General features: G+C 57.6%; 10 protein-coding genes. 6 read left to right on the forward strand and 4 right to left on the reverse strand.

The window, feature by feature from the left end; genetic code table 11:
- Positions 1-37 precede the first annotated feature (37 nt).
- Positions 38-742: a metal-dependent hydrolase gene (locus J7447_RS06250; RefSeq protein ID WP_209169084.1), complete on the forward strand. Its 705-nt coding sequence runs from the start codon at positions 38-40 to the stop codon at positions 740-742.
- 144 nt (positions 743-886) lie between these two features.
- Positions 887-2,491: a benzoylformate decarboxylase gene (mdlC, locus tag J7447_RS06255; RefSeq protein ID WP_209169085.1), complete on the forward strand. Its 1,605-nt coding sequence runs from the start codon at positions 887-889 to the stop codon at positions 2,489-2,491.
- A 182-nt stretch (positions 2,492-2,673) separates the two neighbouring features.
- Here the strand turns inward: mdlC and J7447_RS06260 are convergent, their stop codons facing one another.
- Positions 2,674-4,701: a methyl-accepting chemotaxis protein gene (locus J7447_RS06260; protein WP_209169086.1), complete on the reverse strand. Its 2,028-nt coding sequence runs from the start codon at positions 4,699-4,701 to the stop codon at positions 2,674-2,676.
- A 335-nt stretch (positions 4,702-5,036) separates the two neighbouring features.
- Here J7447_RS06260 and J7447_RS06265 point away from each other — a divergent pair, with 335 nt between their 5' ends.
- Positions 5,037-5,585: a cupin domain-containing protein gene (locus J7447_RS06265; protein WP_023004064.1), complete on the forward strand. Its 549-nt coding sequence runs from the start codon at positions 5,037-5,039 to the stop codon at positions 5,583-5,585.
- A gap of 221 nt (positions 5,586-5,806) precedes the next feature.
- On the forward strand, positions 5,807-7,408 hold the full coding sequence (locus tag J7447_RS06270) for an arylsulfatase (protein WP_209169087.1): 1,602 nt from the start codon (positions 5,807-5,809) through the stop codon (positions 7,406-7,408).
- A 117-nt stretch (positions 7,409-7,525) separates the two neighbouring features.
- Here J7447_RS06270 and J7447_RS06275 read toward each other — a convergent pair whose 3' ends face one another.
- The 3 genes from J7447_RS06275 to J7447_RS06285 form a co-directional block, all read right to left on the reverse strand.
- Positions 7,526-8,716 carry a lytic murein transglycosylase gene (locus J7447_RS06275; protein ID WP_077290062.1) on the reverse strand — a complete coding sequence of 397 codons (1,191 nt, stop codon included), beginning with the start codon at positions 8,714-8,716 and terminating at the stop codon, positions 7,526-7,528.
- Positions 8,717-8,859: 143 nt separating this feature from the next.
- Positions 8,860-9,336, reverse strand: a complete 477-nt coding sequence (locus J7447_RS06280) for a hypothetical protein (protein WP_075281657.1) — start codon at positions 9,334-9,336, stop codon at positions 8,860-8,862.
- A 227-nt stretch (positions 9,337-9,563) separates the two neighbouring features.
- Positions 9,564-10,748: an SH3 domain-containing protein gene (locus J7447_RS06285; RefSeq protein ID WP_209169088.1), complete on the reverse strand. Its 1,185-nt coding sequence runs from the start codon at positions 10,746-10,748 to the stop codon at positions 9,564-9,566.
- Between the two features lie 295 nt (positions 10,749-11,043).
- On the opposite strand from J7447_RS06285, the gene J7447_RS06290 reads away from it, so the two are divergent.
- Positions 11,044-12,243 carry an ABC transporter substrate-binding protein gene (locus tag J7447_RS06290; protein WP_055653752.1) on the forward strand — a complete coding sequence of 400 codons (1,200 nt, stop codon included), beginning with the start codon at positions 11,044-11,046 and terminating at the stop codon, positions 12,241-12,243.
- Positions 12,244-12,346: 103 nt separating this feature from the next.
- Positions 12,347-12,946, forward strand: coding sequence for a TetR/AcrR family transcriptional regulator (locus J7447_RS06295; RefSeq protein ID WP_077290059.1), 600 nt, complete (start codon positions 12,347-12,349; stop codon positions 12,944-12,946).
- Positions 12,947-13,015 lie beyond the last annotated feature (69 nt).

Genomic DNA, 13,015 nt, shown 5'->3' on the forward strand with positions numbered 1-13,015 from the left:
GGGTCCCGAAAACCTGTCGTCGAATTAGGAGACCGCGATGAAACTGACCTGGTATGGCCACTCCGCTTTCAAGATCGAGATTGAAGGAGCATCCATCCTGTTCGATCCGTTCTTTACCGGAAATCCGTCTTTTCCCGAGAACCTGTCAGTCGATCAGGCGTCAGATGGCGTAACGCATGTCATCCTGACCCATGGTCACAACGATCACATCGGTGACGCCGTCGACATCCTGAAAAAAACCGGCGCGCAGCTGACCTCCAATTTCGAAGTCTGCATGTGGGCCAACCGGCAGGGGATCGAGAATATCAGTCCCATGAATTCCGGCGGCAAGGTGAACGTTGGACCGTTCAGCGTCGCGCTGACGCGCGCTGATCACTCGTCGTCCTTCCAGGCTGGCGGTGAGGCCATCTATCTGGGCAATCCACATGGTGTCATCATCGAAGCTCCTGGAGAAAAGACGCTCTATCACCTGGGAGATACCGACATCTTCTCCGACATGGCTCTGGTCGATGAGATCTACCAGCCGAAAATCGGGCTTGTTCCCATCGGTGACCGCTTCACGATGGGCGGCAAGTCGGCAGCGCTTGCCTGCACCCGGTTCTTCAACTTCGATACGATCATTCCCTGCCATTACGGCTCGTTCCCGATCATCGACCAGACGGCGGATACGTTCCTTGAGGCAATGGGCGGCGATCGCGACAAGGTGGCAAAGCCAAATCCCGGCGAACCGATTGACGTTTGACGGGTTCACTCAAGAGAAGCAATCTTTGCTTGTCTCACTTGGAGGTAGAGGTTTAGTCTTTTTCCGGGAAATTTAAGAAGTAAGGGTGGTTTTCCTGTTTTGTGACGCTGGGAGCTTGGGTTTCAGCGTCAGGCGGAGGATATTATGCCGACTGTAAAAGATGTTACCTTCGATCTGCTTCGCAAGCTCGGTTTGACAACTATCGTCGGCAATCCCGGCTCCACTGAAGAAACCTTTCTGAAGAATTTTCCGGACGACTTCCGCTACGTTCTTTCTCTGCAGGAAGCCAGCGTCGTCGGCATCGCTGACGGCCTGGCGCAGGGACTGCGCAAACCTGTCATTGTGAATGTCCATACAGGTGCAGGCCTCGGTAACGCGATGGGCTGCATCCTGACCGCCTACCAGAACAAGACACCACTCATTCTGACCGCCGGACAGCAGACCCGAGACATGCTGCTGCTCGAGCCGCTTCTTACCAACATCAATGCGACGCTTTTGCCCCAGCCATGGGTGAAGTGGAGTTATGAACCGGCAAGGGCCCAGGACGTGCCGGCCGCTTTCATGCGGGCCTACGCGGCAGCGGTACAACAGCCGAGCGGGCCGGTGTTCCTGTCTCTCCCGCTGGACGACTGGGACAAGGAAATGGAGGGACCTACAGAAGTCCGCTCCGTCTCTCTGCGCTCGGCCGCCGACCCTGCCAGAATCAAAGATTTCGCTGAGCGTATCAACGCAGCAAAAACTCCGGTTCTGGTATACGGCTCGGACATTGCCCGGTCAGAAGCCTGGGACGAAGGGATCGCGTTCGCAGAAGCGCTGTCTGCCCCGGTTCTGACGGCTCCTTTCGCGGAACGCACGCCATTTCCGGAAAGTCATCGGCTCCACGCCGGCACATTGCCTTCGGCCATCGGCCCCATCTGCAAGCGGCTCGAGGGGCACGACCTGGTTATCACCGTCGGAGCTCCGGTCTTCCGCTACTATCCATATGTCGCGGGAGACTACCTTCCGGCAGGAACAAAGCTGCTGCAAATCACCGACGATCCGGACATGGCGGCCAAGGCACCGGTTGGCGACAGTCTCGTCTCGGACAGCAGGCTTTTTCTTCAGGCAATCCTGCCTCAGCTGGATCGACGTGAGGAAAAGCCCAATCCCTACAAAAAGGATCCGGCGCCGGTACCCAACTACTCGGCCCTGCCACTGACGCCGGATGCAGTCTACAGCTTGATCCGGGAGGCTGCGCCGTCAGATTTCGTGCTGGTAGAGGAATCTCCATCCAACGTCATCGAGCTGGAGCGACAAATTCCGATCGATAAACCGGACACGTTCTACACTTTTGCATCCGGAGGTCTCGGCTGGGACATGCCGGCCGCTGTCGGTCTTGCGATTGCCGAGGAAACGAGCGGACGCAACAGGCCCGTAATCGCCGTGATCGGCGACGGCTCGTTCCAGTATTCGGTGCAGAGCATCTACACCGGCGTGCAGGAGGAAGCGCATGTGGTCTTCGTTGCCATGCGCAACAGTCAATATGCGATCCTGAAGGAGTTCGCGATCCTGGAGGAAACGCCGAACGTTCCGGGTTTGGATCTGCCCGGGCTTGATATCGAGGCACTTGGGCGTGGATACGGCGCAAAGACTGCGAAGGTGAAAACCGCTGACGAATTCAGGGCATCTCTTTCCGCAGCGCTTGCGCACAGGGGGACGACAGTGATCGAGGTGGAGATATCGCCCAAGCTTAGATCTTTGCTTGGATGAACGTTCAAAGCAGCACTCATCGTGCAATGCCATTTTTACCGGTGAGCGAGGGGAGATCGCCTCTCGTAAAGTTCAAGAGTACCAAGCCATACGCAAGGTCAGGCGATGCGCCGAAGCATTAGGAGAGGCGATTTGGTTGGCTGGCGGCTGACCTGCAACCAGCCAATACGTTGCTGAAACCATCAGGCTGCATCCAGGCGGGCGAGGAAGTCGTCCAGAGATTTCCTGAGATTGGTCGATTGATCCTGAACGGAGGAAGAAGACCCTCGGAGCTGGTCCGAGGATTGAACAAGCGCCTGAATGGCTTCCTGCATCTGCATCATGTTGCGGGAGACGACGCTGGTATCTGAAGACGTTTCCTGCGCGTTTGCGGCAATCTCGGTTGTTGCCGAGCCCTGCTGTGAAACAGCGGCGGAAATAGTTGTCGTATGGGTGTCGACTTCTGTCATGGTCGTTGAAATTTGTTCGATTGCGAGCACAGCCTCTCTGGTTTCCGATTGAATGGCTGCAATCTGCCCGCCGATTTCCTCGGTCGCCTTTGAGGTTTGGGTCGCCAGCTCTTTCACTTCCGCCGCGACCACCGCAAATCCCTTGCCTGCTTCACCGGCCCGCGCCGCTTCGATGGTTGCGTTCAGTGCAAGCAGGTTCGTCTGCTCGGCGATAGCCTGGATAAGAACGACAACTTCGCCAATCTTGTCGGCTGCGTCGGCCAGGTTTGAAATCTTCTCGTTGGTCAAGCTGGCCTGGCCGGTGGCCGAGGCAACCACGGACGCGGTCGCTTCCACCTGTCTGCTGATGTCCGCAATGGAGGCGGTAAGCTCTTCTGCGGCGGCGGCAACCGTATCGACCTTGCCGGATGCATTGTCCGCGGCGTGAGTGGTCGATTGCACGATTGAGCCGGAGTCTTCGGCGGCCTTGGTGGACATATCAACGGCAACCTGCAGACCCTCTGTGGCATTGTCGAGAGCCGCGAGGACCGCTTCGGTGCTGGTACGGAAATCTTCTGCAAGCCTGTGCATCAGCTTCTTGCGGTCTGCTGCCTGGACCTCGCGCTGCCGGTCGACTTCTTCTACCAACTGGCGTTGTTCAACCAGAGAGCCCTGGAAGACGTCCAGCGTGTCGCGGAGCTGGCCCAGCTCATCTGCTGCCCGCCAGGTCGGTCGTTCGATTTCAAGCTGGCCGGATGCCAGCAGGTTGGCATTTTCGGAAAGCTGCCGTGCGCGGTGACCGATAGTGCGGCTGAAATAGAACCAGGCTGTTGCCGCAAATAGCGCAAGCACCAGCGTGCCGCCGACCTGAAGTGCATTGGACGTTTCTGCGGCCGAGCGCAGGGATGACAACCCATTATCCATTTCCTGGTGAATGAGCGTTTCGGCGTCATCCGCCAGGGCGATGAAACGTTCGAAGGTTTCGTCAAAGGCAACATCGGCTCCCGAGCCGGCTTTCTCGGTTGAAAGCATGGCCTGGTGTCGAACGTTCGCGAGGTCGATCAGTTCGCCGATCTGGGCGAGAACGTCCTTGCTCTTTTGAAGGTCCGGATGAGCCTCGAGCGCTTTCCGGGCGTTTTCGAAACTGCCCAGAGCTTCTGCGAATTCCTCACCGGCATCACCACCCAGGATTTCCGCGACCAGCAAATGTCCATGCGCAAGACTGAACCTTGCTTCACCTGCCAGAGCTTGCGCCTTTGCATCATTCGTCAGCGGTGCGGAGATTGCAGCGATCTTCTGTTCCAGATCGTCGTAGATCGCGTCGAACTTCTCGTCAGCCGAACTGCCGACACCCTGATCGCCTGCAAGGGAAGCGTACCGGCCTTGGGCGGAGGCAACAAACCCGTCGACTGCAGCCAGAACTTCCTTGATCTTTTCGCGGACTTCCGGGGAGCGGGAAGGGTAGAAGGTTCCTTCTTCGTTGCTCGCGCCGTTTAATATGGCGTTCGCGTAAAACCGTGTTTCATCGAGGAGATTCCAGACTTCGTCGATGCTCTCGCCATCGTCACCGGACATGATTTCCTCAAAAAGCAAATGCGCATGCGTCGCGGTGAGCTTGATCTCCATCGCGGCATCCCCAAGCGGCGCCAATTCTGCTCCCAGGTGTTCCCCTTCGCTCGCGACACTTTTCATGAGGCTGTAGGAGAAGAACCCCATGGACAGGGAAACCAGAACCAGGGCACCAAATACCACCGCCAGCTTGCGGGAAATTCCGAATCTCATGAGAGCCTCGACATGTCTGAAGTGAGTTCTCTGATGGTATGGGGCTTGGATTAACTAAGTATTTCGCCAGATGGTAGGAGAAAAGAACATTGATAGTTCTAAGTCTGTGTTTCAGAGAGCAGTAAAAATATTTGGTGTGTTTATTGTTGGGGGTGACAATGCTTCTGTGCACGTCGAATGGCTGAATGCGCTTTGGTGTGTGATAAGTTGTTCAAGTCATTGTGAGAATATTGTTGTGCCTTCAATCGTCAGGCACAATGCACGCACATTTTGATGGTAGCCAAGCCGTCGTTTTGGCCCAGCCACCCAAGCAAGTGAATAACCGGGGATTCATCATGAAGCTGTCCAGCTTTGCTTTCATTGCGGTACTGAGCGGCGCCCTTTGTGCGACGCCAGTCTTGTCGGCGGACAAGTCGATCACGCCTGACGGCAAGCCCGCGCCTTCCAAGCCGCATGCCAAGCCGGGGTCCAAAGCCGCGCAGGATGAAGAAGCTGCTGCTCAAACGCCTTATGCGACGGTGCGGGACGTGTTTTCCGGAGATACGACAGTTGCCGGTGAAAAGGTCGCCTTTCCGCAATCGAACCCTTCGCTAAAGGCCATCGAGATCACCATGGAGCCGGGCGAGGAGACACAGTGGCACCAGCATCATGCGCCGCTCTTTGCCTACATTCTGGAAGGCGAGATTACCGTCACTTACGAGGAACTTGGCAAGAAGGTCTACCGTGCCGGCGACGGTCTTCTGGAAGCAATGGATGTCACCCACAAAGGTCAGAACACCGGTGAAGGGCCGGCCAAGATCCTGGCTGTTTTCCTGCTCGGGGATGACGGTGTGGCAACGGTCGCCGAGGACAAGCCAGGTGCAAACAAGAACAAGGTCGAATAGGGGAGAGAAATCTCGCCTAACCGTCCTATACACCCATTGATTGAATGGACGCTTTTCGATTTCCGATACACTGGGGAATGCGAACTTTCTGTAAAATATCGAAAATCGCTTGTCAGATCCAAAAGCTGACCTAAGGTAAGTGAAGACGGTCTGCCGGATGATGCAAAACGCGTCTGCAATCTGGGGGCGCAGTCTAAGCAACCATTCAGGTGGGAGTTTTCATGAGCTATTTTCGCACGTTGCCGCGTTTGAGCGCGGTGGTTCTCGGACTCGCGGCAGCTTTTGCCGTAACGTCCCAGACAAGTCTGGCGCAGGAGGTGCAGAAGCCGAATATTCTCGCTATTTGGGGGGACGATATCGGCACCTGGAACATCAGCCACAACAACCGTGGCATGATGGGCTACCGCACACCCAACATTGACCGGATCGCACAGGAAGGCGTTGCCTTTACCGACTATTATGCCCAGCAAAGCTGTACGGCTGGCCGCGCTGCCTTTATCGGGGGCAATGTACCTGTCCGTACAGGCATGACCAAGGTTGGCCTGCCGGGAGCAGAGCAAGGCTGGCAGGAAACCGATGTCACCATGGCAACTATCCTGAAGTCGCAAGGTTACAAGACCGGCCAGTTCGGCAAGAACCACCAGGGAGACCTGGACGAACACCTGCCGACAAACCACGGTTTCGATGAGTTCTTCGGCAATCTCTACCATCTGAACGCCGAAGAAGAGCCGGAAAACCGGGACTACCCGGGTGACATGGTTCTGGCGAACGGCAAGACTTTCCGCGAACAGTTCGGTCCGCGTGGTGTCCTCCATACATGGGCAAATGCAGACGGAACGCAGAAGATCGAGGACACCGGTCCTCTTACGAAGAAGCGCATGGAAACCGTCGATGAGGAATCGCTTGCCGAAGCCAAGCGTTTTATTCGTGAAGCGGTGGAAGAGGGTGTTCCCTTCTTTGTCTGGTGGAACGGAACACGCATGCATTTCCGCACACATGTGAAGGAAGAGCATACGGGGATTGCCGGTCCGAGCGGGGATACCTACCACGACGGCATGGTCGAGCATGACATGCATGTCGGCGAGCTGCTGGACCTGTTGGACGAGCTCGGCATCGCCGATAACACGGTGGTGATGTATTCGACCGACAACGGCCCGCATTTCAACACCTGGCCGGATGCTGGCACGACGCCGTTCCGCAGCGAAAAGAATTCCAACTGGGAGGGCGCTTACCGTGTGCCGACCTTTGTTCGCTGGCCCGGCGTCTTCCAGGAAAACGTGACGCTGAACGGTATCGTTGCCCACGAAGACTGGCTGCCGACCTTCGCTGCGATTGCAGGGGCTTCGGATATCAAGGAACAGCTTCTTGAAGGTGTTGAACTCGGTGGCCGGACTTACCGCAACTACATCGACGGTTACGACCTCAACGCCTATCTGAAAGGCGAGACGGATGCCTCGCCGCGTCATGAGTTCTGGTACGTGAATGACGATGGTCAGGTGGTTGCGGCCCGGTACGACGACTGGAAGGTCGTGTTCCTGGAAAACCGTGGTCAGGCCTTCGGCGTCTGGCAGGAGCCCTTCACGGAACTGCGTGTGCCTGCTGTCTTCAACCTGCGCCGGGATCCTTTCGAAAAGGCCCAGCACAATGCCAATATCTATTTTGACTGGTTGCTGGACCGTGCGTTCGTGATCGTTCCGATCCAGGCACTGGCCTCAAGGTTCCTGCAGACCATGCAGGACTATCCGCCAAGCCAGACACCTGGATCCTTCAATCTGTCATCGATCGAGGAGAAGTTGAAAGCCGGCATGAGCGGCAGCAACTGAGTTTAACTTGTCACAACAATAATAAAGCCCGGAGCTTCGCAAGGCTCCGGGCTTTTTGCGCATTTGCCAATGTGTCGTCCAGAACCGCAGAAATTAGCGGTCTTCTGACTTTAAACCTCAGAGACGGTTCAACAGTTCAGGTGTCGGCCAGGCATCGGCCGGCATGCCAAGCTTCTGCTGCACCTGTTGCACGGCATTTCGAGTGCCGGAGCCGAGGATGCCGTCGATCTTGCCGACGTCATAACCCATGCTGGATAGCTTCGACTGAAGTTGCTTCATCTGGGCGTCGTCCAGGCCAAGGTCCGGGTTGCCTTCCGTGTAGACCGGTGCGCCGGCGAGCCTTGTCGCGAAATAGGCGGCAGTGGTCGTGTAGACGAACGACTGGTTCCATTCCAGATAGATGTTGTAATTCGGATAGGCAAGGAATGCCGGCCCCTTGCGGCCCTGAGGCAGGAGTAGCGAAGCGGGCAGGTTGCCGGAAATCTGACCCCAGCGCGGCTGCACGCCTAGAGCAGCCCACTGGGCACCGGTCTTGGTCTTGTCGAGCCCGCTTTCAGCCCAGTTGAGGTTCTGCGGCACCTTGACTTCCTGCAGCCAGGGCTCTCCGCGGCGCCAGCCCAGATGCTGGATGAAGGCACCGGCGGTCAAAATGGCATCGGCGGCACTTTCTTTCAGCTTCACGTGCCCGTCACCATCGCCGTCGCGGCCGAACTTGATGATGTCTTCCGGCAGCATCTGAACCATGCCTATCTCACCTGCCCAGGCGCCGGTCGTGCTGCGCGGGTCAAGATCACCGTGCTGAACCATCTCGATGGCAGCAATCAGCTGCGGACGGAACAGTTCCGGGCGGCGGCAATCATGAGCGAGCGTGGCCAGCGCATTGACGGTGTTGAAATCGCCCTGAACCGCGCCGAAATCCGTTTCAAGCGCCCAGAAAGCGGTAATGACAGGTGCCGGAACGCCATATTCGGATTCTGTCCGCTGGAACACGCTCGCGTATTTCTTCATGTTCGCGGCGCCGTTTTTCATCCGGTAGCCGGAGATGACCCGCTTGGAAAAGTCCAGGAAGGTCATCTTGAAGACACCCTGCGCCCGATCGCGCGACAGCACCTTGCGGTCGACCTGTGCGCCCGCCAGGGTCTGGTCTGCCGCATTCGCGGAAAGGCCCTTGGCAATCGCTTCCTGTTTCACGCCTGCAAGGAACTGCCGGAAGTCGCCGCCACACTGCTGCGCCTGAGCAGGCGCGGTGGCGAGCCAGAAACCGGCGAGGGCGGTGGCAGCGATTTTCGGGGAGAAGCGGAGTGTCATGAAAAATCCTGTCGTTGGGCGCAAAGGCAGGCCGGAGCCTTTAAAAATCGGCCATAGTTGACTGTGCTTCGCTTGTGACGTCAACCCGTCGACAGGGCGAGCTGAAGGCTCTTCCACCAAGTCTTTGGCAGCAAGCTGCGGTGCTAACGGCAATTGCCGAAATCAGAACCGACCATGATGCCGCCGTTCGGGGATCTTTTCAGCGGCGCGTTGACGCTGGCTGAAGAACGACAGTCGGAGGAAGACGTTCCGACGCTGGGGGACTGGTAATAGGGGGCGTTTACCCCGGACGTCTGCTGCTGGCACATCTGGTAGGCCATGTCGTAAAGGGCCTGCCAACCGCCGGGCATTGAGCCCATGTTGTCCAGGACGCCAAGCGCTGCACCTGCACGGGCGCCACGATAAGCGCCCGATGCCCCGCGCCATTCGCCGCCAACAACCGCTCCGGCCATGCCGCCGGACACAGCATCTCCGACGACATCACCGCTGCCCATGCGGGCGTTGGCATAGTCGGTCGCATAGACTGTGCAATCGGTTCCATCCGCCTGAGCTTGCGTGATTGCGGCCGGGAAAGTGAAGAGAAGGGAAGCGCTGAGGCTGAGGGCTGCACGGTTCGCCATGGTCCGTCTCCTGTCTGCAGTGCCAGACTTGCACCGCGAAAGCGCAACAATCCAAATGCCGAGACCGGCCGGAAGAATGTTGCGACATATCGAGAGCAATCGACACAGGCGCTGCTGATTGCGCCCGTCGATGCAACTGTCCCCGCGGTCCGCAGGGCAAAACTAAATCGACGGGATATTACGCTTCGACACTTAACAAGGCTCTACCTGGCAATCGCAGGTTTTACTCATGGCTGCTGCTGGGGTTCCAGGAAACTTTCGCCTACGTAGCCGGTCTTGCCGTCATACTGAACGCCGCACCACCAGTTGCCACACGTGTTGAAGCGAACCTCGGCTCCAGCCGGGATGATGGCCAGAACCGTCGCATCCTTGTTCTGCGCTTCACGCAGGTTCACCGATGACTTGATTTTTGCCGAAAGCGGAAAGTCCGACGCAGCGGCGCTGGTTTCCGGAGTAGAGGCGGATGCAGTGTCGGTGTCAGGTGCCGTGACGGCCGGAATGTCAGCTCCCAGCGGCGATGCATCCGATACCGGATTTTCGTCGGTCTCCTGCACTGCTGCAGCAGCGCTGGCAACGAGGGGGTTGGTGGTACCGCGTGCCGATTGGCTATTGGTTCTGACGGGGGCGGGCTGAGCTGGAGCAAGTCGCGACTGGATCTTGTCGTCGGCAACCTTGTTGGTGTCATGACCCAGCGGGTTGGAATGGTCTTCAGGTGCAGTGGACGCTACCGACCTTGAGGCGAATACCTCGCGGATACGATCCTTGGCCGACTTTACCTGCTCTGCGCTCGCGGTCGGTGTTGCGGTCAGATCCGTCCTGCCCTGGTATTCGGGATCTGCGCCCGCAATCAGGCTCTCGATCGTCGGTTCGGTATTGATCTGCTGGGTCTGGACCGTGCGGCTGTCTGCGTCTTTGCCGGCCAGCAGGTCGCTCAGGCTCAAATAGATTGCTCCTGCGCCGACGCCGACAATAACAAGTGTACTGACCAGCAGTGTTCTGAAGCTCGGACCATGCCGGAAATTGGCTGCCGCTTTGGAAACGGCTGCAGGTGCGGGGACTTGTTCAGGCTGAAGACCGATATTCCGGGATCCTCGTACCGGAGTGCGCAACACGCCTGGCATATCGAAGCCGGCTTCGTCCGTTGCACCTGTCAGTGTCGGGCGGCGGGAGGCTGTCGGCTTCAGTTCGTCGGCGGTTGCATGCATCTGCAGGATCTTGGCGGCAAGTGTGCTGGCGTCAGAACCTGTGTCTGCCGCCACTTTGTGAACTTCGGTTTCGCTAAGAGGGACTTCATCGTCCTTGGACGGATCGTTGGGAACGACGAGCTTCAGCTCGTTCTTTTGAGGTGCATTGTCCGGATCGTGGCCTTCGGGGAAGTCGCAAGTGTTGGCTGGCGCGGTGACGGAATACATGTGGCCCTCCTGGTTTTGCGGTTCGGGCACGCTCGGAGCGATTGCCATATCTGGGTACCGAAGCATTAATCTTCGTTAATGCGTCGGCACGCAGGCCGGATTGCGGCGGCAGTAGGGAATTTTGCATGAAATGTGACGGGTCTGTGGTCTTGCGGGGCCAAATGGATGTGCGTTTGCAAAAGCCTAACCTGTCTCTGACAAACTGCGCGCAAACGGCCTGCCAATAGAATGAACGGCAGGCATTTCGCCCGGGCAGGGCGAAAGGCGAAGCCAGAAACGACAGGCAAAAAAGATCATGACGCGCTGGATCTCTCACCTCATCTCTCGAACGGTCGGATTGGCGGCGGGCGTTGCTGCTGGAATGGCGCTCACGTGCCACTCGGCGGCCGCGCAGGATGTCCAGGAATTGAAGATCGGTCTGTTGGCGACACTGTCCGGCCCGGCGGCCGTCTACGGTGAACACATGCGCGACGGTTTCATGCTGGCCGTCGAGCAATCCAATGGCGCGCTTGGTGGCTTGCCCACCAATGTAATCGTGGTTGATGACAAGCTGGATCCGGACAATGCGCTGGAACAGGCAACGAAACTGATCGAGGAAAATGGCGTCGATCTCATCGTCGGCGTCAATTTCTCCAAGGTGATGCTTGCCGTGCACGATCCTATCGTGCGGTCGAAGACCTTGTTTATCGGAACGCATTCCGGGCCTGCGCCGATCGCCGGGCGCAATTGCAGCCGTTATTTCTTCTCAACCGCGTCACAGGACGATCAGGTCCACGAGACGATGGGGCGTTACGCCAGTCTCAAAGGGTACCAGGACGTCGTCACGATCGCTCCTGACTATGAAGCTGCCCGGGATGCCGTTGCCGCGTTCCGCCGCCATTTCAAGGGACAGATCGCCCGCGAACTGTTCCCGAAACTGGGTCAGACCGATTTCTCGGATGAGTTCAAGCAGATCGAGGAAATAGAACCGGATGCGATTTTCACCTTCATGCCGGGCGGTATGGGGGTGGAACTGGTGAAACAGTTCCACACTTCCGGGCTGAAGGGTATTGTCCCGTTCCTCTCGTCCGACACGGTCAATGCCGTCACGCTACCCTATACGGCGGAGATGGCTGAGGGACTTTACAGCGCATCTCATTGGGCGCCAAACCTTGATAATCCGGCCAACAAGAGGTTCGTGCGGGAGTTCAGCAAGGCCTACAAATACGAGCCCTCGGTCTACGCTGCGCAAGGCTATGATGCTGCCAAGCTGATCCATTTTGCCCTGGAACTGACCGGGGGCATCAAGGACCAGGAAGCGTTGATCTCGGCTATCAGTGCAGCTCCCTTTGAAAGCGTTCGAGGCGACTTCCGCTTCAATTCCAACCAGTTCCCCATTCAGGATTTCTATATTGTGGAAGGGGTCCGGCGCACCAGCAAGCTCTATGAGATGGAAGCCGTTGCCCGGGTCTTCGACGATGTCGGCGATGCCTATGCCGGTTCGTGCCGAATGTAGTTTTATCCTGCACAGACCAGGTATGGGGATGATCTGAAACGATCGGTCCAGAAATCAGACTTGCTCCTCTTGCATTCTGGACTGCGTAGTCCATATCAGAGGCATGAGAAACGCAGAGGTCCATATTTCCGGCTCGGAAAAACGCACGGCAGGTCCGGGCAGGCCGCGCAGCTTCGATGAAGCGGCGGCGCTTGAGGCCGCCATGCATGTTTTCTGGCAGAAGGGCTTCGAAGCGACATCTCTGGACGATCTCACCAAGGCAATGGGGCTTAGCCGTTCCAGTTTCTACGCCACTTTCGGCTGCAAGCAGACGCTGTTTCTGCGAGCGCTGGAGCATTATTCGAAAAACGGAATCCGTGGCCTGAAGGAAGTTGCCGAAACCGCTGAAGATGACGCGGTGGACGCGATGATGCAGGCTTTGTCCGATCCGAAAGGGGGGGCAAGGGGCTGCCTTCTGGTCAATTGCATCACCGAACTTGCGCCCCATGACGACAAGGTTGCCGAGATTGGCCGTCGTCACCTGGAAAATATCGAAGACCTCTTTGCCAGGGCGATCGACCCGGACAACCCGGATGCTGTCCGGGATAGGGCGAGCGCCTATTCATCGCTTGCCATTGGAACCCTGGCGCTGCGCAAGGCTGGAGTTCCGGCAGAGCGGATTGCCAGAACCCTGAAGCAGGCAAGGACCGTCCTGATGCCATAATCGCCCGGGCGGTGTGGAATCGTTCATGAAGAACCACGGAGTTGTGCGCATAATATTGGACTGTTTGGT

Origin of the sequence: Labrenzia sp. R5_0 (assembly GCF_017743835.1) — a bacterium.
GTDB lineage: Bacteria > Pseudomonadota > Alphaproteobacteria > Rhizobiales > Stappiaceae > Roseibium > Roseibium algicola.